This is a genomic window from Streptomyces sp. SYP-A7185 (assembly GCF_046103685.1).
In the GTDB taxonomy this organism is placed as follows: Bacteria; Actinomycetota; Actinomycetes; order Streptomycetales; family Streptomycetaceae; genus Streptomyces.
Genome location: NZ_CP122310.1, coordinates 4271270 through 4292094, shown reverse-complemented (window position 1 = coordinate 4292094; position 20825 = coordinate 4271270). Strand labels below are relative to the sequence as shown.

18 protein-coding genes are annotated in these 20825 nt (G+C 72.3%); 12 read left to right on the top strand and 6 right to left on the bottom strand.

The window, feature by feature from the left end; genetic code table 11:
- Nucleotides 1-59: 59 nt before the first annotated feature.
- Nucleotides 60-404 (bottom strand): SsgA family sporulation/cell division regulator, encoded by a 345-nt coding sequence (locus tag QBL25_RS18705; protein ID WP_409058180.1) that lies wholly within the window; start codon nt 402-404, stop codon nt 60-62.
- A 193-nt stretch (nt 405-597) separates the two neighbouring features.
- On the opposite strand from QBL25_RS18705, the gene QBL25_RS18700 reads away from it, so the two are divergent.
- From QBL25_RS18700 to QBL25_RS18685, 4 genes are read left to right on the top strand one after another with little or no spacing between them, the layout of a single operon-like run.
- The gene (locus QBL25_RS18700) at nt 598-1686 is read left to right on the top strand and encodes an energy-coupling factor ABC transporter permease (RefSeq protein ID WP_409058179.1); all 1089 of its coding nucleotides are present in this window, start codon (nt 598-600) and stop codon (nt 1684-1686) included.
- A 1-nt stretch (nt 1687) separates the two neighbouring features.
- The gene (gene cbiQ / locus QBL25_RS18695) at nt 1688-2449 is read left to right on the top strand and encodes a cobalt ECF transporter T component CbiQ (RefSeq protein WP_409058178.1); all 762 of its coding nucleotides are present in this window, start codon (nt 1688-1690) and stop codon (nt 2447-2449) included.
- Nucleotides 2437-3231, top strand: coding sequence for an energy-coupling factor ABC transporter ATP-binding protein (locus tag QBL25_RS18690; protein ID WP_409058177.1), 795 nt, complete (start codon nt 2437-2439; stop codon nt 3229-3231). The genes cbiQ and QBL25_RS18690 overlap by 13 nt, the downstream gene beginning before the upstream one ends.
- A 59-nt stretch (nt 3232-3290) precedes the next feature.
- Nucleotides 3291-4472 carry a serine hydrolase domain-containing protein gene (locus QBL25_RS18685; RefSeq protein WP_409058176.1) on the top strand — a complete coding sequence of 394 codons (1182 nt, stop codon included), beginning with the start codon at nt 3291-3293 and terminating at the stop codon, nt 4470-4472.
- A gap of 139 nt (nt 4473-4611) precedes the next feature.
- On the opposite strand, the gene QBL25_RS18680 is transcribed toward QBL25_RS18685, so the two are convergent.
- From QBL25_RS18680 to QBL25_RS18660, 5 genes are all read right to left on the bottom strand, one after another.
- Entirely contained in the window at nt 4612-5463 is an 852-nt protein-coding gene (locus tag QBL25_RS18680; protein WP_409058175.1) for an EamA family transporter, read from the bottom strand.
- Nucleotides 5460-5957: a YbaK/EbsC family protein gene (locus tag QBL25_RS18675; RefSeq protein WP_409058174.1), complete on the bottom strand. Its 498-nt coding sequence runs from the start codon at nt 5955-5957 to the stop codon at nt 5460-5462. Before QBL25_RS18675 ends, QBL25_RS18680 begins: the two co-directional genes overlap by 4 nt.
- Nucleotides 5958-6122: 165 nt before the next feature.
- The gene (locus QBL25_RS18670) at nt 6123-7859 is read right to left on the bottom strand and encodes a penicillin-binding transpeptidase domain-containing protein (protein WP_409058173.1); all 1737 of its coding nucleotides are present in this window, start codon (nt 7857-7859) and stop codon (nt 6123-6125) included.
- Between the two features lie 87 nt (nt 7860-7946).
- Nucleotides 7947-9578 (bottom strand): penicillin-binding transpeptidase domain-containing protein, encoded by a 1632-nt coding sequence (locus tag QBL25_RS18665; protein ID WP_409058172.1) that lies wholly within the window; start codon nt 9576-9578, stop codon nt 7947-7949.
- 152 nt (nt 9579-9730) lie between these two features.
- Nucleotides 9731-11479 (bottom strand): dolichyl-phosphate-mannose--protein mannosyltransferase, encoded by a 1749-nt coding sequence (locus QBL25_RS18660; protein ID WP_409058171.1) that lies wholly within the window; start codon nt 11477-11479, stop codon nt 9731-9733.
- Nucleotides 11480-11542: 63 nt separating this feature from the next.
- On the opposite strand from QBL25_RS18660, the gene rsmI reads away from it, so the two are divergent.
- From rsmI to QBL25_RS18620, 8 genes are all read left to right on the top strand, one after another.
- Nucleotides 11543-12454, top strand: a complete 912-nt coding sequence (rsmI, locus tag QBL25_RS18655; RefSeq protein ID WP_409058170.1) for a 16S rRNA (cytidine(1402)-2'-O)-methyltransferase — start codon at nt 11543-11545, stop codon at nt 12452-12454.
- 196 nt (nt 12455-12650) lie between these two features.
- Nucleotides 12651-13097, top strand: a complete 447-nt coding sequence (locus QBL25_RS18650; RefSeq protein ID WP_409058169.1) for a hypothetical protein — start codon at nt 12651-12653, stop codon at nt 13095-13097.
- A 24-nt stretch (nt 13098-13121) separates the two neighbouring features.
- Nucleotides 13122-14033 (top strand): TatD family hydrolase, encoded by a 912-nt coding sequence (locus QBL25_RS18645; RefSeq protein ID WP_409058168.1) that lies wholly within the window; start codon nt 13122-13124, stop codon nt 14031-14033.
- Nucleotides 14034-14175: 142 nt separating this feature from the next.
- Nucleotides 14176-15540 carry a ubiquitin-like domain-containing protein gene (locus tag QBL25_RS18640; RefSeq protein WP_409058167.1) on the top strand — a complete coding sequence of 455 codons (1365 nt, stop codon included), beginning with the start codon at nt 14176-14178 and terminating at the stop codon, nt 15538-15540.
- 126 nt (nt 15541-15666) lie between these two features.
- Nucleotides 15667-16536 (top strand): 16S rRNA (adenine(1518)-N(6)/adenine(1519)-N(6))-dimethyltransferase RsmA, encoded by an 870-nt coding sequence (rsmA, locus tag QBL25_RS18635; protein ID WP_409058166.1) that lies wholly within the window; start codon nt 15667-15669, stop codon nt 16534-16536.
- The gene (locus tag QBL25_RS18630) at nt 16533-17420 is read left to right on the top strand and encodes a 4-(cytidine 5'-diphospho)-2-C-methyl-D-erythritol kinase (protein WP_409058165.1); all 888 of its coding nucleotides are present in this window, start codon (nt 16533-16535) and stop codon (nt 17418-17420) included. The genes rsmA and QBL25_RS18630 overlap by 4 nt, the downstream gene beginning before the upstream one ends.
- A gap of 98 nt (nt 17421-17518) precedes the next feature.
- Nucleotides 17519-18865: an acyltransferase family protein gene (locus QBL25_RS18625; protein WP_409058164.1), complete on the top strand. Its 1347-nt coding sequence runs from the start codon at nt 17519-17521 to the stop codon at nt 18863-18865.
- Nucleotides 18866-18948: 83 nt separating this feature from the next.
- The gene (locus QBL25_RS18620; RefSeq protein ID WP_409058163.1) at nt 18949-20784 is read left to right on the top strand and encodes an ABC-F family ATP-binding cassette domain-containing protein; all 1836 of its coding nucleotides are present in this window, start codon (nt 18949-18951) and stop codon (nt 20782-20784) included.
- Nucleotides 20785-20825 lie beyond the last annotated feature (41 nt).

Below are 20825 nucleotides of genomic sequence, written 5' to 3'. Positions count from 1 at the left end.
AACCGGGAGACGGCGGTCGGCGCGGAAGGAACCTGCGCCGGCCGCCGTCTTCTCGTGGGTCAGCGGGACACCGGGGCAGCGGTCGCGTACGTGCGGCGGAGGAAGCGGATCAGGGCCGAGGCGTCGAACTGCACGACCGCCACCCCCTGCGCCGAATGGAACTCCATGACCGTCTGGACCCGGCCGCAGGGCCAGATGTGGACGTCGCCGCTGGTGGTGGGGGCCCGCAGGCCCTGTTCCAGGAGCTGCCTGGCGAAGGTCCACTCGTGGGAACCGGGCAGGCCGATCCGCACCGAGAGCGGGTCGGCCTCCGGGTCGTACCGCAGGACGGCGGGGACGGCGAGCTGGTCGTCGGGGGAGTCCGTGACGACGTGGGCACGTGCGTACTGCTCTACTGCGGACATCGCCTAACTCCTCACCGTCACGTGCCTTCTGCCCTCTAATGTCCCATATATTCCGATTCCTGCTCCAGCTGTGACCGGGATAACTGGGTAGTCGCCGCTCTTGCAAACCGTTCGCAACAGACCACTATCATTGAACGGTTCACGAGCGATCCGCTCTGCCTTCCTTCTTCCTGTCCTGCCCAGGAGCGCGCGCATGCATGTCCCCGACGGATTCATCAACGCCCCCGTCTCCGCCGCCACCGGGGTCATCGCCGCCGGAGCGATCGCGGTCAGCCTCCGCGGCGCACGGCGCGAGCTGGGGGGCACCTCCCGCTCGGGGAGCGGGGGAGAGCGGACGGCGCCGCTCGCCGGCCTCGTGGCCGCGTTCATCTTCGCGGTGCAGATGCTGAACTTCCCCGTCGCCGCCGGGACCAGCGGACATCTGCTCGGCGGAGCCCTCGCCGCGATACTCGTCGGCCCCTACACAGGCGTCCTGTGCGTCTCCGTCGTCCTCCTGATGCAGGGCGTCCTCTTCGCCGACGGCGGCCTCACCGCCCTCGGCGTGAACATCACGGACATGGCCATCGTCACGACCATCGTGGCCTATCTCACCTTCCGCGGCCTGGTGAAGGTGCTGCCGCGCACCCGCCGCTCCATCACCGCCGCCTCCTTCGTCGCCGCGCTGCTCTCCGTGCCCGCCGCCGCGGTCGCCTTCACGTTCCTCTACGCGCTCGGCGGCACCACCGACGTCTCCATCGGCAAGGTCGCCACCGCCATGGTCGGCGTGCACGTCCTCATCGGCATCGGCGAGGCCGTGATCACCGCCCTCACCGTCGGCGCCGTCATCGCCGTCCGCCCCGACCTCGTCTACGGCGCGCGCGGCCTCACCCAGAAGCTCAAGCTCCGCGTCGGCGGCGAACTCGTCGACGCCCCGGCCGCCGAGGAACCGGCCCCCGTCGCCGCCCGCTCGCACCGCAAGGTGTGGATCGCGGGCCTGGTCGCCTCCCTCGTCCTCGCGGGCTTCGTCAGCTTCTACGCCTCCGCCGACCCCGACGGCCTGGAGAAGGTCGCCCAGGACAAGGGCATCGACAAGAAGGCCGAGGAGCACGCCGCCTCCGACTCCCCGCTCGCCGACTACGGCGTCAAGGACATCACCGACACCCGCCTCTCCGGCGGCCTCGCCGGCGTGATCGGCGTCGGCGTCACCGTCGTCGCGGGCTCGGCCGTCTTCTGGGCGCTGCGCCGCCGCCGTACGACGGACACGGACCCCGCCTCGACGGCGTCCGTCTCCGAGAACGCCTGACATGGGCGCGGGCCACGCCCACCGCCTCTACCGGCCCGGCCACTCGCCGGTGCACGCGCTGCCTCCGCACACCAAGCTCGCCGCGGTCCTCTGCTTCGTGCTCGTGGTGGTCTCCACGCCCCGCGAGGCGATGTGGGCGTTCGGCCTGTACGCGGTGCTGCTCGGCGCGGTGGCCCACGCGGCCCGCGTCCCCCTCCCGTTCCTCCTCAAGCGGCTGCTCATCGAGGTGCCGTTCGTGGCGTTCGCGGTGCTCATGCCGTTCGTGGCCGAGGGCGAACGGGTCGACGTGCTCGGCCTGTCCCTGAGCGTGAACGGCCTCTGGGGCGCCTGGAACGTCCTGGCCAAGGGCACGCTCGGCGTCGCCGCGTCCGTGCTGCTCGCCTCCACCACCGAACTGCGCTCGCTGCTCCTGGGCCTCCAGCGCCTGAAGCTGCCGCCGCTGCTCGTCCAGATCGCCTCGTTCATGATCCGGTACGGCGACGTGATCACGGACGAGATGCGCCGCATGAAGATCGCACGCGAGTCCCGCGGCTTCGAGGCCCGGGGCGTACGCCAGTGGGGCGTCCTCGCGAAGTCCGCAGGCGCGCTCTTCATCCGCTCGTACGAGCGGGGCGAGCGGGTGCACCTGGCCATGCTCAGCCGCGGGTACGCCGGTTCGATGCCCGTGATCGACGAGGTCACCGCTTCCCGTGCACAGTGGACCTACGCCTTCGCCCTGCCGGGTGCCGCCCTTGTCGTCTGCTTGCTGGGATGGATGCTGTGACCGCCGTGACCCCCACGCCCCCCGTGACCCCCGCTCCCGCCTCCCTTGAGGTCTCCGGCCTCGCCTTCGCCTACCCCGACGGGCACCAGGCGCTCTTCGGCGTCGACATGACCATCGGCCGCGGCGAGCGCGTCGCGCTGCTCGGCCCGAACGGCGCGGGCAAGACGACCCTCGTCCTGCACCTGAACGGCATCCTCACGGGCGGCGCGGGCACGGTCACCGTCGCGGGCCTGCCCGTCGGCAAGAAGCACATGGCCGAGATCAGGCGCCGCGTCGGCATCGTCTTCCAGGACCCGGACGACCAGCTGTTCATGCCGACGGTGCGCGAGGACGTGGCGTTCGGCCCGGCCGCCGCCGGGACGCGCGGCCCCGAGCTGGAGGCGCGGGTCCACAAGGCGCTGGCGCAGGTGGGGATGGCGGAGTTCGCCGACCGCCCGCCGCACCACCTCTCCTTCGGCCAGCGCAGGCGCGTCGCGGTGGCGACGGTCCTCGCGATGGAGCCGGAGATCCTCGTCCTCGACGAACCCTCGTCGAACCTGGACCCCGCCTCGCGCCGCGAACTCGCCGACATCCTGCGCTCGTTGGACGTGACGGTCCTGATGGTCACGCACGACCTGCCGTACGCGCTCGAACTCTGCCCCCGGGCGCTGATCCTGAGCGACGGCGTGATCGCCGCGGACGGGCCGACGGGGGAGCTGCTCGGCGACGAGGTCCTGATGGGGGCCCACCGCCTTGAGCTGCCGTTCGGCTTCGATCCGAAGACGGTGAAGGTGAACCGGTAGGGAATCCACGGCGTGGGGCGGCTGTTGGTCCTGGCATGGATGTCGTGAAGGTGGATGTCGTGGATGTGGATGTGCGGGGCGTGGTCGCCGAGGGGTTCGAGCCCGTCTGGGACGCGTTCGTCCGCAACTTCCGGGAGCTCGGCGAGCGGGGCGCGGCGCTCACCGTGTACCGCGACGGGCGCCCGGTGGTGGACCTGTGGGGCGGCACCAAGGACGTCGACGGCGCCGACGGCGTCGACGGGGGCGAGCCCTGGGAGGCCGGCACCGCGCAGATCGTCCGCTCGGCCACCAAGGGCGTGGCCGCCGCCGTCCTGCTCCTGCTGCATCAGCGCGGCGAGCTGGACCTGGACGCGCCCGTGGGCTCCCTCTGGCCGGAGTTCAAGGCGGCCGGCAAGGAACGTGCGCTGGTCCGTGACGTGCTCGCGCACCGGGCGGGCATACCCGCGCTCGACCGTCCGCTGACGCCCGCGCGGGCGGCGGACCCCGAGGCCGCCGCGGCGGCGGTCGCGGCCCAGGCCCCGTCCTGGGAGCCGGGCACGGACCACGGCTACCACGCGCTCACGTACGGCTGGCTGACCGCGGAGCTGGTGCGGCGGGCCACCGGGCAAACGCTGGGGGAGTGGGTGGCGGCGGAGATGGCCGGGCCGCTCGGCCTCGACCTGTGGATCGGACTTCCGGACGCGGAGGCGGGGCGGGCCGGGCGGATCGGCCGTATCCCGGAGCGGGCGGCCCCGGGCGGCCTGAAGATCCGCCCCCGCCGGAACGTGGCCGAGGCCTACGCGGACCCCGGCTCGCTCACCCAGCGGGCGTTCGGCTCGCTCGCTCCGGCACCGGACGAGAACGACCCGGCGTACCGGGCGGCGGCGTTCCCCGCCTCGAACGGCATCGCGACCGCCTCGTCGCTGGCGCGGTTCTACGCCTCGCTGATCGGTGAAGTGGACGGCGGGGTACGGCTGTTCGCCCCGGAGACGGCGGAGCTGGCCCGGCGGGAGTCGTCCGCCGGCGCGGACCGGGTCCTGGTCGTCGACACCCGCTTCGGCCTCGGCTACATGCTGCACGGGCCCGCGTCGCCGCTGCTGTCGGCGCACTCCTTCGGCCACCCCGGCCGCGGCGGCGCACTCGGCTTCGCCGACCCGGAGTCGGGGGTGGGCTTCGGCTACGTGACGAACGGGATGAACAAGGGGGTCACGGCGGATCCCCGGGCCCAGGGCCTGGTACGGGCCCTGCGGGGGGTGCTGTAGGGGTTTCGCCACCCCCGGATCCCCCACCGAGCCCCTGCCCGGCAACGCCTTGCCCCTTCCGGAAACGCCACGCCCCCTTCCGGAAACGCCCCGCCCCTTCCCGGAAACCCCTCCTCGAACGCCGGGCCGTCCGGGCGGCCTACCCCGCGTGCAGCATCAGTCCGATTCCCGCCACCATCAAACCCGCCGCCACCAGTCTCGGTGCGCCGAACTTCTCCTTGAAGAACACCGCTCCTATCCCCGCCCCGACGATGATCGAGGACTCCCGGAGCGCCGAGATGGGGGCCAGGTCCGCCTTCGTCTGGGCCCAGAGGACCAGGCCGTACGCGGCCACGGAGAGGGCCGCGCCCAGGAGGCCGACCGCCGCGAACGGCCGCAGCCGGCCGACCAGTTCACCGCGCCAGCGGTACGCCGCGTACACCGGGATCGCCAGGCCCTCCAGGATCATCAGCCACGCGATGTAGCCCAGGGAGGACCCGGAGGCGCGGACGCCGAGGCCGTCCACCACCGTGTACGCCGCGATCGAGACGCCCGTGGCGAGTGCCGCGCCGATCGCCGCCCAGTCGGGCCGCCGCCCCGAGCCGCGGATGCCCCAGAGGGCCAGGCCCGTCAGGCCCGCGCACGACACCGCGACGCCCGCCGCCTGCCAGCCGTCGGGCACCTCGCCCGCGAAGACCGCCGCGAGGACGGTGACCACCAGGGGGGCCGTGCCGCGCGCGATGGGATAGGCCTGGCCGAAGTCGCCGAGCTTGAAGGACTTCATCAGCAGGGCGTAGTAGCCGACGTGGATGAGCGCGGAGAAGACCAGGTACGGCCAGGCCGCGGCGGCCGGTATCGCCGTGAACGGGGCAAGGAGCAGGCCGATGAGGAGCCCGCCGCCGGATATGAGGGTGAAGCCGACCAGCTTGTCGGTGATGTGGTGGGCGATCGCGTTCCAGCACGCGTGCGTGACGGCGGCCAGCAGGACCGCCGCCGCGACCAGCGGCGTCACTTGGCGAGCTCGCGCACGTCCACCAGCGTGCCGTCGGCGTGGGCGATCAGCTCCGCGGGCGTCATCGGGAAGACCGCGTACGGAGTGCCCGCCGCCGCCCACACCACCTCGTGGCCGAGCAGCGAGCGGTCCGCGAGGACCCGCGTCTTCGTCGCGTGGCCGAAAGGCGGTACGCCGCCGATCGCGTATCCCGTGGTCTCCCGCACCACGTCCGCCTTCGCGCGCGTCACCTTCTGCGCGCCCAGCTCCCGCCGGACGAGCTCCAGGTCGACCCGGGACGCGCCGTCCATCAGGACGAGGACCGGGACGCCGTCCGCCGCGAAGATCAGGGACTTGCAGATCTGGCTGAGTTTGCAGCCGATGGCGGCGGCGGCCTCCTGGGCGGTGCGCGTCGCCTCCGGGAAGCGGCGGACCTCGCCGACCAGTTCGGTGAGGCCCAGCTCGCCGAGGGCCGCGGCGAAGCGGGGGTGTGCGGGTGATTCCGTAGCGCTCATGCCCGGCACGCTAGCGGTCCGTGTACGGGGCACGCGACCAGGTATCCGCATACCGGACAGTCATTCCCGCCGGAACGACGTGCTCACCCGCCCGTTCCCGTCCGCCGGGAACGAGCCGCTACTCGTCCGCTACTTGGCTGCCGGGAACGAGCCGTTACCCGTCCGCTACTTGTCCGCCAGGAACATGGCCCGCACCAGCGGCCCCGCCGAGTCGCCGCCGTGCCCGCCCTGCTGCACGACCGCTCCCGCGGCCAGGTCGCCGCGGTAGGCCGTGAACCAGCCGTTGGGCTTCTTCTGGCCGTCGACCTCCGCGGAGCCGGTCTTCGCGCCCATGTCGGAGCCGAGGCCCGACATCGGCTTGACCGCCGTGCCCGCCACCGCGGTGTAGTGCATCAGCTCCCGCAGCGCCGACGCCGTACCGCCCGACATCGTGCGCGACGCCGTCGCGAGCGTGCGCTTGTCGACGTCCGGGGAGACCAGGTAGGGCTGCTTGAACGTGCCCGACTTCACCGTGGCCGCCACCGACGCCATGTTCAGCGGGCTCATGCGGACCCCGCCCTGCCCGATCAGCGAGGCGCCCATCTGCGCGTCGCTCTGCACCGGGATCGCGCCGTCAAAGGACGGGACGCCGATCGACCAGTTGTCGCGGCCGAGTCCGAAGACCTCCTGCGCCTGCTTGGTCAGGGAGTCGTCCTGGAGCTTCTTGGCCTGGCTGATGAAGGCCGTGTTGCAGGACCGGGCGAAGCTCGCCCGGAACGTGCCGTCCTTGATCTGGAACTTGTCGTCGTTCTGGAACTTCCAGCCGCCGTACGTCACGTACTTGGGGCAGGGGTGCTTCTTGTCGACGCCCGCGAGCTTCTTCTCCAGGAGCAGGGACGACGTGACGACCTTCATCGTCGAACCGGGGGCGAGCGAGCCCTGGAACGCCGTGTTGAAGCCGCCCGGGTTCGAGTTGGCCGCCGCCAGGATCTCGCCCGTGCTGGGCTTCACCAGGACCACCGCGGCCTGCTTGCGCTTGCCGGTCTCCTTCTCCGCAGCCGCCTGGAGCACGGGGTCGAAGGTGGTCTTCAGGGTGCCCGGGGTGCCGGGGGAGAGCGTGAGGAGCGTCTTGTCGGGCGTCGCCTTGGCGTCGTCCTTCGTCGAAGCCGACTTCTCGGCCTCCTTGGCGCTGTCCTCGCGCACGACGCGCAGCTCCACGCCCGCCTTGCCGCCCGCCTTGTCGCCGAACTTCTCGCGCAGGCTGTCGAGGACCGTGCCCAGCGAGGGGTACTTCGCCTTCGTCAGCTCGCCGCCGTTCCGGTCCACCGCCTTGATCGGCGGGTCCCCGGCCTCGCCGGTGACCAGGCGGTCGCCGTCCTTCAGGTCCGGGTGGACGACGGAGGGCCGCCAGCCGACCAGGGTCTTGCCGTCGTGCTTTCTTCGGACGACGGTCAGCTCGGACTCGTACGCGAAGGGCTTGGTCTTTCCCTCGTACGAGACCGTGGACGTCACCGAGAAGGGCACCTTCGCGCCCGCCCGCTTGCCCGGCGCCAGCTTCACCTCGGTGAGGTGGGAGTCCTTGGCGTACGCGGTGAGCGCGCTCCTGGCCGCCGTCCGGTCGTCGGTGAGCGTCGCGGCCTTGGCCAGGTCGCCCTTCTCCCACGCGGCCAGGAAGTCGCGGGTGGTGGCGCGCACCTCGGCGGCCGTCGGCGGGCCCGCGGCCACCGGCTTCTCGTCGACCGTCGGCCCCTCGCCGTCGGACGAGCCGCCGATCAGGGAGTACGCGGCGATGCCCACGCCGCACACGACCACGGCGGCCGCGCCGCCGAGCACCCCGGGGTGCACCTTGGTGCTCTTCGCACCCGGAATGCCCGTGATGTTCTTGATGCCCTTGCGCTCGCTGGCGCGCCCACGCTTGCCCACTGATCCTCCGCAGATCCCAGAGCCCCCAAGCTCCGCACCGGAAGGCCCCACACTAGGCGGCTTTCATGAAGCCCCCGACCACAAGTCTCAACTGCCTGCGGCAAGTACCGCCGCCACGATAGGCCCGGCGGCGTCACCTCCATGGCCGCCCTGCTCCACCACGGCGGCGGCCGCCACGTCCCCGCGGTAGCCGGTGAACCAGCTGTTGGGCTTCTCCTGGCCCTGGACCTCCGCCGAACCGGTCTTCGCGCCGATGCTGCCGCCGAGCCCGGACATGGCGGCGGCTCCGGTGCCGCTGACCGCCGTGCGGTTCATCATCCGGGTGAGCTGCTGCACGGTGGACGCGGGCAGTCCGCGGGCCTGGGCCAGCTTCCTGCCGTCCAGGGCCGGGTCCACGAGGACCGGCTGGCGGAAGGCCCCCGTCATCGCGGTCGCCGTGACCGACGCCATGTCGAGCGGGTTCATCAGGACCTTGCCCTGGCCGATGATGCTCTCCGCGCGCTCGCCGCCCACGGACTCCGGGACCGACCCGTCGTACGTGGGGATGCCGACCTTCCAGTCGAGGCCGAGGCCGAAACCGTTCTGCGCCTCCTCGGTGAGGGACTGGTCCGTGACGCCCTCCTCGTCGACCAGCTTCACGAACGCCGTGTTGCAGGAGCGCGCGAAACTGTCCGCCAGGGTGGCGTTCTCGTCCGGTGCCATGCCCGGGAGGTTGTCGATCCGCCGGCCCTGCCAGACCGCGCTGTCCGGGCAGGGCGCGGGGCCGCCCGCCTTCGTCACGCCCTTGTCGATGAGCATCGCCGCCGAGACGATCTTCATGGTCGAGCCGGGGGCGAGGCGGCCGTTCAGGGCCGCGTTGAACTCGTCCCGCCGGTGGTTGGCGACCGCGAGCACCTCGCCGGAGCTCGGCTGCACGGCGACCACGGAGGAGTCCGCGTGCCGCGTCACCGCCTTCTCCGCGGCTCCCTGCGCCGCCGCGCTCAGCGTCGTCCGCAGCCGGCCGGCCTTGCCCTTGGCGAGCGTGAGCAGCGTCTTGGAGCCCGCGTTCTCGTCCTCGGGCCGGACGTAGAGCTCGACGCCGGGGGTGCCGCCGGCCTTCTCGCCGTACTTCGCGCGCAGCTGGTCGAGGACCGGGGCGAGCGAGGGGTAGTCCTTCGTGTCCAGGACCTTGCCGTTCCGGTCGACGGCCTCGATGGGGGGCGCGGCGGCCTCGCCGGTCTCCAGGGCGTCGCCCTTCTCCAGGTCCGGGTGGACCACCGAGGGGCTCCAGTCGACGAGCGCGCGGCCCGTGGTCTCGCCGCGCACGACGGTCAGTTCGGAGTCGTACGCGAAGGGCTTGGTCTTCCCCTTGTACGACACCGTGGCCTCGACCGAGAACGGCACGGTCGCGCCCTTCGCCCGGCCCGGCGTGAGCTTCACCTTCGTCAGGTGGGCGTCGTCGCGGTAGCCCGTCAGGAGCGCCGAGGCCATCTCCGCGTTGTTCGTGTACCAACCGGCCTGCCGGGCGTCGCCCTTGGCCCACTCGGCGAGGAACTTCTTCGCCACCTCGGCCGTCTCGTCGCTCGTCGGCGGCCCCGTCTTCACCGCCCGGGGGCCCGACCCGGAGGGACCGCCGACCCCCGTCACGCCGTTCACCAAGTTGTACGCGCCGAATCCCGCGCCCCCGAGCATGACGGCGAACACCCCGCCGACCAGAGTGACTTTTACCCCTTTGTGCATCTCGCGTTCCCCTCCCCAGGAGCCCTCCCGAATGAATTCGGGAGGGTCGCTCGCACCGACTTTATGCGGAGGGAGTGACATACGAGAGGGCTGTTATCCGAAGGTGTCCAAGAGCACCCGAGGTGTCCCGGGCGTCCTTTTTCGCCAGGTGTCTAGACCCATGTGTCGAGGAGCATTCGGGCCCGCCAGGAATCGATCGGAATGGCCTGGCCGGTGTAAATCGGCCAGAACCAGATGAAGTTCCAGAGGATCAGCAGGACCAGGACGCCGGAAGCCGCCGCCCCCACGACGCGCCGCCGCTCGCCGGACCCCGGCGGACCGAGCATCGCGCCGATCATCATCGACACGGCCAGGCACAGGAACGGCACGAAGACGACGGCGTAGAAGAAGAAGATCGTGCGCTCCTGGTACATGAACCAGGGCAGATATCCCGCCGCGATCCCGCACACGATCGCGCCCGCGCGCCAGTCCCTGCGGAACGCCCACCGCCACAGGACGTACAGCAGGGCGAAGGCGCCCGCCCACCACAGCATCGGGGTGCCGAGCGCGAGGACCTCGCGCGCGCACTTCTCGGCCGTTCCGGAGGGGCAGCCGTCCGTGCCGGGCCGCGGCGACTCGTAGAAGTACGAGACGGGGCGGCCGTCGACGATCCAGCTCCACGGATTGGACTGGTAGGTGTGCGGCGACGAGAGCCCCACGTGGAAGTCGTACACCGCGTGTTCGTAGTGCCACAGGCTGCGCAGCCAGTCCGGCAGCAGCGTCCAGCTGCCGCCCTTGCCGTCCGTCGCCGCCCAGTTGCGGTAGTAGCCGCCCGTGCCGTCCGTCGGCGAGAGGATCCAGCCGAGCCAGGACAGGACGTACGTGCCGAGGGCGACCGGAACCGTCGAGACGAACGCGGGCAGCACGTCCCGCTTCAGGACGGCGCGGTAGGGGCGCTCGGCGCCGGCGACGCGGCGGGCGCCCACGTCCCACAGGACGGTCATCAGGCAGAAGAAGACCATGATGTACAGGCCGTTCCACTTCGTCCCGAAGGCCAGCCCCAGGCAGAGCCCGGCCGCCCAGCGCCAGGGACGCCACCCCAGGCGCAGCGTCTCGGCGACGTACGCGTCGGGCCGCACCCTGCCGTCCTCGTCGGCCGGAAGACCGGCCGCGAGCCTCGCGCGCGCCTTGTCCCGGTCGATCAGGAAGCAGCCGAACGCGGCGAGCACGAAGAACATCAGGACCTGGTCGAGCAGCGCGGTGCGGCTCATCACGAAGTGCAGCCCGTCCACCGCGAGCAGCCCGCCCGCCAGACAGCCCAGGAACGTCGAGCGGAAGAGCCGCCGGCCGATCCGGCACAGCATCAGGACCGACAGGGTGCCGAGCACCGCCGTCATGAAGCGCCAGCCGAAGGGGTCGAAGCCGAAGATCCACTCGCCGATCCCGATGACGTACTTGCCGACCGGCGGATGCACGACGTACGCGGCGTCCGTGGGGATCGTGATGTTCGATCCCTGTTCGAGGACGGAGTCGTTGACCTTCTCGGGCCAGTTGACCTCGAAGCCCCGGTGGATCAGCGCCCAGGCGTCCTTGGCGTAGTACGTCTCGTCGAATATCACGGCCTTCGGGCTGCCGAGATTCCAGAACCGGGTGATCCCCGCGACGAGCGTGATGAGCAGCGGGCCGATCCAGCCCGACCACCGGACCAGCTGGTCGGCGGTCTGCCTGGCCATCCCGATCGACGCCCACAGCCGCGGGCTCGGCTCGGTGTACGCGGGCACGAGCCGGGCCCGGACATCGGCCGTGAGCTCGGGGGTTCGCGCCACATGGCCGAAGCGGCGCAGCCTGTGCTGCCACGACGGCTGCTGCTCCTCGGCTGCCTGGCCCTGTCGGGTGTCCGGGGAAGACGCGGTACTGGTCACCGCGCCATCGTAGGGAACCCGACTGTGTGAGTCCCGTCCCCTTGCCCCTGCGAGGATGGAACCGTGACAGGAAGCGCTGATTCCCCCGGAAACCCGTCCCCCGGAACCCTCGTTCTCGCGGGCACGCCCATCGGCGACGTCGCGGACGCCCCGCCGCGGCTCGCCGCCGAGCTGGAGTCGGCCGACGTGGTGGCCGCCGAGGACACCCGGCGGCTGCGCAGGCTCACCCAGGCGCTCGGCGTCCAGGTGGGCGGACGGGTCGTCTCGTACTTCGAGGGCAACGAGACCGCGCGGACCCCCGAGCTGGTCGAGGCGCTGGTCGGCGGGGCCCGGGTGCTCCTCGTGACGGACGCCGGGATGCCGTCGGTCTCCGACCCCGGCTACCGGCTCGTGGCCGCCGCCGTGGAGAAGGACATCAAGGTCACGGCCGTGCCGGGCCCGTCCGCGGTGCTCACCGCGCTCGCGCTGTCGGGGCTCCCGGTGGACCGCTTCTGCTTCGAGGGGTTCCTGCCGCGCAAGGCGGGCGAGCGGCTCTCGCGGCTGCGCGAGGTGGCCGAGGACCGTCGCACGCTCGTCTACTTCGAGGCACCGCACCGGATCGACGACACCCTCGTCGCGATGGCCGAGGCGTTCGGCGACGAACGCAGGGCCGCCGTCTGCCGCGAACTGACCAAGACCTACGAAGAGGTCAAGCGCGGTTCGCTGAAGGAACTCGCCGAGTGGGCGGCCGACGGCGTGCGCGGTGAGATCACCGTCGTCGTCGAGGGAGCGCCCGAGAAAAGCGCCGCCGACCTGGGCCCGGAGGAGCTGGTGCGCAGGGTGCGGGTGCGCGAGGAGGCGGGGGAGCGACGCAAGGAGGCGATCGCCGCCGTGGCGGCCGACGCGGGGCTACCCAAACGCGACGTGTTCGATGCGGTCGTGGCGGCAAAGAATGCGGCTCAGACCGCCCCATCGGCGGGCAAAGGACTATCGTGAAAAGCAAAGCGCGGGCCGCGCACCGGGCCTGAACTCCATGGAAAGGCCAAATCGCCTTCAACTGTCGACAGGTCTGATGCGCTCGCTCCGGGAAAGGCGTCCACTGGTCAAAGGGGACGCACCCGTCCCCACGCTTCCGGCCGGGAAGGCAATCCCCGGTCCGGCAGTGCTTGTCCAGCGGACAAGAGGAGCTGGCATGAGTGATATCGCCGACACCGGTCACCGCACCACGGCGTCCGACGCGATGCACACCCCACACGCGACCCACACCGTTCACGAGTCGTACGCGTTCGCCTGCATGCGGTGCGGGCACGGCTGGGAGCAGTCGTACGACATCGAGCATCACGTGGACGGCAAGGGCAAGGAATTCGTGACGTACGTGGCGGACGGCCGGCGGGTGCCCTCGCCCCTGACCCGGCCGACGTGCCTGAACTGCGACGGGCATCTCGTGCGGATCATGCGGGCCGGACAGGTGTCGTCGGTGCTCGACCTCATGCGGCGCCCTCCCGCGCCGCGGGCGGTGGCGGCGGCCGAGCTGTCCGGGGCCGGGGCGGGCGACTCCGCGGAGCCCCGTGCACCCAAGCACCACCACTGGCATCTGTCGGCGCTGCTGCATCCCTTCCACCACCGCAAGGCGGGATGACGCCCCCTTCGTAGGATCGGGGGCATGCCTTCCACTCCCCGGGACGCCGGCGCCACCGACAAGAGCGCCGACGCCAAGAACGCCGCGCCGCCGCTGCCCGAACCCCTTCGGGTGGCGGTCGCCGACTCCCACACGCACCTCGACATGCAGTCGGGGACGGTCGACGAGGGGCTCGCCAAGGCCGCCGCGGTGGGGGTGACGACGGTCGTGCAGGTGGGCTGTGACGTGGCCGGTTCCCGCTGGGCCGCCCGGACGGCCGCCGCGTACGACCAGGTGCACGCCACCGTGGCCCTGCATCCGAACGAGGCGCCGCGCATCGTGCACGGCGATCCCGACGGCTGGTCCCGGCAGGGGGCGCGCGAGGCCGGCGGGGACGGGGCCCTGGACGCCGCGCTCGCCGAGATCGACGCCCTCGCCGCGCTCGCGCACGTCAAGGGCGTGGGCGAGACCGGGCTCGACTACTTCCGCACCGGGCCCGAGGGCAAGGCCGCCCAGGAACGGTCCTTCCGCGCCCACGTCGAGATCGCCAAGCGGCACGGCAAGGCCCTGGTCATCCACGATCGCGAGGCGCACGAGGACGTGCTGCGGATCCTGAAGGAGGAGGGCGCGCCGGAGCGGACCGTCTTCCACTGCTACTCGGGCGACGCGGCGATGGCCGAAGTCTGCGCGGAGAACGGCTACTTCATGTCGTTCGCGGGCAACGTCACCTTCAAGAACGCGCAGGGTCTGCGGGACGCGCTGGCCGTCGCTCCCCTCGAACTGGTCCTCGTGGAGACGGACGCGCCCTTCCTCACGCCCGCGCCCTACCGCGGACGGCCTAACGCGCCGTATCTCATTCCGGTCACGTTGCGGGCCATGGCCGCGGTGTGCGGCATCGGCGAGGACGCCATGGCGGAAGCGATCGCGGCGAACACGGCACGCGCTTTCGATTACTGACCGATAACGCCCAAACCCCCGCGGTTCCGGGCGGCGCGGCGACGATGCGTAGTCGCGCTGCTTTGGAGAGTGACGAAAGCTCCGCTAGGTTCTGGTCCGCCTCGCCCGATCCGGACCAGAACGAGAACGCTGGAGCGCCGTCGTGAGTCATGCGCCGCAGTACGAGACGTCTCATGGGGGCGGCACGACCTATGAACCGGACCCGGAGCCGTGGCCGGCGCCCGGTTACGGCTCCGAGCCCGGTTACGGTTTCGGGCCCGAGGCCCCCGCCGACACCGGGGAGCACTTCCCCCGGCAGGCCACCGGGCCCGCGCTCCCCGACGGCGGGCGGGCCGAGGCGCGCCGGGCCGCCCGGCGCAAGAAGGCGAAACCGGCGGGGAAGCCCCGGCCGAAGTCGAGGGCCGCCTCCTCCTCGGAGCGGCCCGACTCGCTGCGGCGGCTGCTGCCGCAGGCGCTGGTCGTCGCCTTCCTCGCGGGCGGCACCTCGGCCTTCGTCGCCAACGACAAGGCCGTGCAGCTGAGCGTCGACGGCGAGTCGCGCACCCTGCACACCTTCGCGGACGACGTCGGCGAACTCCTGGAGGACGAGGGCGTCGACTTCGGCGCCCACGACATCGTGGCGCCCACCGCGTCCACGGCCCTGGCCAGCGGCGACGAGATCGCCGTGCGGTACGGGCGGCCGGTCAAGCTCACCCTCGACGGGCGGCGGCGCGAGGTGTGGACGACCGCGCGCACGGTGGACGGCGCGCTGCGGCAGCTCGGGGTGCGGGCCGAGGGCGCCTATCTGTCGGCCTCGCGCAGCAAGCGGATCGAACGGCACGGCCTCGATCTCGACGTACGGACCGAACGCGCCGTGACGATCATGGCGGACGGGCGCGAGCGGACCATCCGGACGAACGCGGCGACGGTGCGGGAGGCGGTCGAGGAGTCCGGGATCAGCCTGCACGGCCAGGACACGACCTCGGTCGCGCCCGAGAGCTTCCCGCGCGACGGGCAGACGATCACCGTCATGCGGATCTCCGGACGCAAGGAGGTGCGGGACGAGCCGATCCCGTTCGCGGTGCGGCGGACGCAGGACCCCGACCGGTTCGTCGGCACGGAGGTCGTGGAGCAGCAGGGGCACCAGGGGACGCGACGGGTGACGTACGCGCTGCGGACGGTCAACGGGGTCAAGCAGAAGCCGCGGCGGGTGCGCTCGGAGATCGTGCGGCAGCCGCAGACGCAGATCGTGAAGGTCGGCACGAAGCAGCGCCCGGACACGGTGGCCGGGGCGGAGGGCCTGGACTGGGGCTCGCTGGCGCACTGCGAGTCGGGGGGCCGCCCGAACGCGGTGGACGCGTCGGGGACGTACGGCGGCCTGTACCAGTTCGACACCCGCACCTGGCAGGGCCTGGGCGGCTCGGGCCGCCCCCAGGACGCGTCGGCCGGCGAGCAGACGTTCCGCGCGAAGAAGCTGTACGTCCAGCGCGGGGCGAGCCCGTGGCCGCACTGCGGGAGCCGGTTGTAGGAGGTCCGCGGGACGCACGGGCGCGAGGGAGGCGGGAGCGTGGCGGCAGGGCTCGCCCGCCCGGGAAAGCGCGCGGGGCGCCGGCGGCCGGTGAAGGCGGGGGGTCCGGGCCCGTAACCTGGGGTCGTGAGCAACAGTGAGCCCGGCGCCCTCCTGGGGGCCGCCGACATCCGCGAGCTGGCCGCTGCCCTGGGCGTACGCCCGACCAAGCAGCGCGGCCAGAACTTCGTCATCGACGCCAACACCGTCCGCCGCATCGTCCGCACCGCGGACGTCGGCCCGCAGGACGTGGTCGTCGAGGTCGGCCCCGGGCTCGGCTCGCTGACCCTGGCCCTGCTCGACACCGCGGCCCACGTGACCGCCGTCGAGATCGACGACACGCTCGCGAGCGCCCTCCCGGCCACCATCGCGGCCCGCCTGCCCGCGAAGGCGGACTCCTTCGCGCTGGTGCACTGCGACGCCATGCTCGTGCGCGAGCTGCCGGGCCCCGCCCCGACCGCGCTGGTCGCCAACCTCCCGTACAACGTCGCCGTGCCCGTCCTGCTGCACATGCTCGACACCTTCCCCGGCATCGAGCGCACGCTCGTGATGGTGCAGGCCGAGGTCGCCGACCGCCTCGCCGCCGACCCCGGCTCGAAGGTGTACGGCGTGCCCTCCGTGAAGGCGAACTGGTACGCCGACGTGAAGCGCGCCGGTTCCATCGGGCGCAACGTCTTCTGGCCCGCGCCGAACGTCGACTCGGGCCTCGTCTCGCTCGTGCGCCGCGCCGAGCCGGTCAAGACCACCGCGTCCAAGAAGGAGGTCTTCGCCGTCGTCGACGCGGCCTTCGCCCAGCGCCGCAAGACCCTGCGCGCCGCGCTCGCAGGATGGGCGGGCTCGGCCCCCGCAGCCGAGGCGGCCCTCGTCGCCGCCGGGGTCTCGCCGCAGGCCCGCGGCGAGGCGCTGACCGTGGAGGAGTTCGCGCGGATCGCCGAGCACAAGGGGGCGGGCGCGTGAGCGTCACCGTACGGATCCCCGCGAAGGTCAACGTGCAGCTCGCCGTGGGCGCCGCGCGCGCCGACGGCTTCCACGACCTCGCCAACGTCTTCCTCGCCGTCGGGCTGTACGACGAGGTCACCGTCACGCCCGCCGACGAGCTGCGGGTGACCTGCGCGGGACCCGGGTCCGGGCAAGTGCCCCTGGACCGCACGAACCTCGCGGCCCGGGCGGCGGAGCTGCTCGCCGCGCGCCACGGGCGGACGGCCGACGTGCACCTCCACATCGCCAAGGACATCCCCGTCGCGGGCGGCATGGCCGGCGGCAGCGCGGACGCCGCGGGCGCGCTCGTGGCCTGCGACGCGCTGTGGGGCACCGAGGCCTCGCGGGACGAACTCCTCGACATCTGCGCCGAGTTGGGCAGTGACGTGCCGTTCAGCCTGGTCGGCGGGGCCGCGCTCGGCACCGGGCGGGGCGAGAAGCTGGAGGTCTTTGAGGTCGGCGGCACCTTCCACTGGGTGTTCGCGGTGGCCGACGGCGGGCTCTCCACGCCCGCGGTCTACCGCGAGTTCGACCGGCTGACCCCCAAGGCTCCCGCCCCGCAGGCGTCCCGCGCGCTGCTCGACGCCCTGCGCAAGGGCGACGTCGGGGCGCTCGCCGGTGCCGTCACCAACGATCTCCAGCCCGCGGCCCTCTCGCTGTTCCCCTCGCTCGCCGGCACCCTCGCCGCGGGCGCCGAGGCGGGCGCCCTGGCCGCGCTGGTCTCCGGCTCCGGGCCCACGACGGCGTTCCTGGCCGCCGACGCCGGGTCCGCGCGCCGGATCGCCGACGCGCTGACCGCCTCCGGCACCTGCCGCACCGCCCGGGTGGCGGACTCGCCGGCTCCGGGCGCCACGGTCCTCTAGAGCGCCGCCGCCCGGTCCGTACGGACGGACGTACTCAGACCGGTATCTGAGTACGCGCGCGCTGATGCCCGGCCCGCCGGTCGCGCGACCGTACGTCCATGGGATCAAGCGTTCGTGAACTGGCCGAGAAGACGCCCGCCGGGCGCGACCGGTACATCGACCTGCTCCGGGTCGCCTCGCTCGGCACGGTCGTCGTCGGCCACTGGCTGATGGCCGCGGTGACCGTCGGGGACGACGGCCGGACCGAGGTGGGCAACCTCCTCGCCGTCGTGCCCGGACTCCAGGTGCTCACCTGGGTGCTCCAGATCATGCCGGTGTTCTTCTTCGTCGGCGGTTTCTCGCACGCCCTGTCCCACCGCTCCCTGAGCCGCAAGGCCCCCGAGGGCGGCGGCTCCGTCTACTCGGCGTTCCTGCGCGCCCGGCTGCAACGGCTCCTGCGGCCCACGATGGTCTTCATCGGGGTGTGGGGCGCGGCGGCCCTCGCGGTGCAACTGCTCGGCGAGGGCGGCGCGCTGCTGGACGTGACGCTGCGGCTCGTGGCCCAGCCGCTCTGGTTCATCGGCATCTACCTGGCGATGGTCGCCTTCACCCCGCCGCTGCTGAAACTCCACGAGCGGTATGGCTGGGGCGCGTTCGGTGCTCTCGTGCTCGCCGCCGGGGCGGTGGACCTGGCGCGCTTCGCCTTCGGCGTCCCGTACGTGGAGTTCCTGAACTTCGCCTTCGTGTGGCTGGCCGTGCACCAGCTCGGCTTCCTGCGGGCCGACGGCGGGCTGCGGGCCCCGGCCGCTCTGGCCGCGGCCGGGCTCGCGGGCGCCGCGGCCCTGGTCGCCCTCGGCCCGTATCCCCTCTCCATGGTGGGCATGCCCGGCGAGCGCGTCTCGAACATGGCGCCGCCGACCTTCGCGCTCCTGTGCCACGGGATGTGGCTGGTGGGCGCGGTGGAGCTGCTGCGCGGGCCCGCGGCACGGTGGCTCGCGCGGCCCCGGGTGTGGCGGGGCGTCGTGGCGGCCAACGGAGTCTCGATGACGGCGTTCCTGTGGCACCTGACGGCGATGCTCGGGGTGTACGGGGTGCTGATCGCCGCGGACGTGCCGTTGCCGGAGCCCGCAACCGGGGCGTGGTGGGCGCAGGTGCCCCTGCGGATGGCGGCCGCGGCGCTGGTCACCGGGGTGCTGGTCGCCGCGTTCCGGCGCTTCGAGCGGCCGGGGAAGCCGGGGGACGCGGCCCTCGCCGTGCCGGGGCCCGTCTCGGGACCGGCCGCGGCCCTGGGCGTCGGCCTGTGCCTGTTCGGGGTGCTCGGGCTCTCCATGGTGGGCTTCGGGGGGCTCCTTGAGGGGCGTACCGCGACCGTGGTGGCCGTGCGGATGACGGCGCCCGTGGCGGTGGGGATGGCGCTGGCGGGGTGGCTGCTCGTGGAGCGGGCGGGGCGGCGCCGTACGGGCTGATCACCCGCGGGACGGCCGCCGGGCCGGACGTCGCCGGCTCCGACTACGCTGGAGGCCGATCGATCCCCTTCCCTGGAGCGTTAATGGCCGTCAACCTGGTCAATGTCGAGGCAGTCAGCAAGGTGTACGGCACCCGTGCCCTGCTCGACGGTGTCTCCCTCGGCGTGTCCGAGGGGGACCGGATCGGCGTCGTGGGGCGCAACGGCGACGGCAAGACGACCCTCATCCGGATGCTCGCCAAGCTGGAGGAGGCCGACACCGGCCGGGTCACGCACAACGGCGGGCTCGAACTCGGCGTCCTGACCCAGCACGACTCGCTGGACGCGAAGGCCACCGTGCGGCACGAGGTCATCGGTGACCTCGCCGACCACGAGTGGGCCGGCAACGCCAAGATCCGCGACGTCCTCACCGGACTGTTCGGCGGCCTGGACATGCCCGGCTTCCCGCAGGGCCTGGACACCGTCATCGGCCCGCTCTCCGGTGGCGAGCGCCGCCGTATCGCGCTGGCGAAGCTGCTCATCGGCGAGCCCGACCTGATCGTGCTCGACGAGCCGACCAACCACCTGGACGTCGAGGGCATCGCCTGGCTCGCCGAGCACCTGCGCACCCGGCGCTCCGCGCTCGTCTGCGTCACCCACGACCGCTGGTTCCTCGACCAGGTCTGCACCCGCATGTGGGACGTCCAGGGCGGTTCGGTCTTCGAGTACGAGGGCGGCTACTCCGACTACGTCTTCGCCCGCGCCGAGCGTGAGCGCATCGCGGCCACCGAGGAGACCAAGCGCAAGAACCTGATGCGCAAGGAGCTGGCCTGGCTGCGGCGCGGCGCCCCCGCCCGCACCAGCAAGCCGCGCTACCGCATCGAGGCGGCGAACGAACTGATCGCCGACGTGCCGCCGCCCCGCGACAGCAGCGAGCTGATGAAGTTCGCCACGACCCGGCTCGGCAAGACCGTCTTCGACCTGGAGGACGTCACCGTCCAGGCCGGGCCCAAGGTGCTCCTCAAGCACCTGACCTGGCAGCTCGGCCCCGGCGACCGCATCGGCCTGGTCGGCGTGAACGGCGCGGGCAAGACCTCGCTCCTGCGGGCGATGGCGCAGGCGCAGCGCTCCGACGGCGACGTACAGCCCGAGGCGGGGCGCGTGGTCGTCGGCAAGACCGTGAAGCTGGCCTACCTCTCGCAGGAGGTCGCCGAACTCTCGCCGACGCTGCGGGTGTTGCAGGCCGTGCAGCAGGTGCGCGAGCGGGTCGACCTCGGCAAGGGCCGGGAGATGACCGCCGGGCAGCTCTGCGAGACGTTCGGGTTCAACAAGGAGAAGCAGTGGACGCCCGTCGGCGACCTGTCCGGCGGTGAGCGGCGGCGGCTCCAGCTGCTGCGCCTCCTGATGGACGAGCCGAACGTCCTCTTCCTCGACGAGCCCACGAACGACCTCGACATCGAGACGCTGACGCAGCTGGAGGACGTCCTCGACGGATGGCCCGGTTCGATGGTCGTGATCTCCCACGACCGGTTCTTCCTGGAGCGCACCACCGACAAGGTCTTCGCGCTGCTCGGCGACGCCACGATGCGCATGCTGCCGCGCGGCATCGACGAGTACCTGGAGCGCCGCAAGCGCATGGCCGACGCGGGCACCCCGGCGGCCCCGCTCGCCGCCTCCTCGGGCCCGGCGTCGGCGGCGGGATCCGCCGCCCCGCAGAAGTCCGTCTCCTCCGCCGACGCCCGCGCCGCGAAGAAGGAACTCCAGAAGATCGAGCGGCAGCTGGACAAGATGTCCACCAAGGAGACCTGGCTGCACGCCCAAATCGCCGATAACGCCACCGACTTCGAAAAGGTGGCGAAACTGGACGCCGAGTTGCGCGAACTCGTCGGCGAGCGGGACGAGTTGGAGATGCGCTGGCTGGAGCTCGCGGAGAGCGCGTAGAGGTCTCGTAACAGACGCATCACGGGCCGGTCCTCCCTTGG

Coding starts and splice junctions, on each gene's coding strand:
- QBL25_RS18705 (WP_409058180.1), bottom strand. CDS start 404: ATGTCCGCAGTAGAGCAGTACGCACGTGCCCACGTCGTCACGGACTCC.
- QBL25_RS18700 (WP_409058179.1), top strand. CDS start 598: ATGCATGTCCCCGACGGATTCATCAACGCCCCCGTCTCCGCCGCCACC.
- cbiQ (WP_409058178.1), top strand. CDS start 1,688: ATGGGCGCGGGCCACGCCCACCGCCTCTACCGGCCCGGCCACTCGCCG.
- QBL25_RS18690 (WP_409058177.1), top strand. CDS start 2,437: ATGGATGCTGTGACCGCCGTGACCCCCACGCCCCCCGTGACCCCCGCT.
- QBL25_RS18675 (WP_409058174.1), bottom strand. CDS start 5,957: ATGAGCGCTACGGAATCACCCGCACACCCCCGCTTCGCCGCGGCCCTC.
- QBL25_RS18665 (WP_409058172.1), bottom strand. CDS start 9,578: ATGCACAAAGGGGTAAAAGTCACTCTGGTCGGCGGGGTGTTCGCCGTC.
- QBL25_RS18650 (WP_409058169.1), top strand. CDS start 12,651: ATGAGTGATATCGCCGACACCGGTCACCGCACCACGGCGTCCGACGCG.
- QBL25_RS18645 (WP_409058168.1), top strand. CDS start 13,122: ATGCCTTCCACTCCCCGGGACGCCGGCGCCACCGACAAGAGCGCCGAC.
- QBL25_RS18625 (WP_409058164.1), top strand. CDS start 17,519: ATGGGATCAAGCGTTCGTGAACTGGCCGAGAAGACGCCCGCCGGGCGC.
- QBL25_RS18620 (WP_409058163.1), top strand. CDS start 18,949: ATGGCCGTCAACCTGGTCAATGTCGAGGCAGTCAGCAAGGTGTACGGC.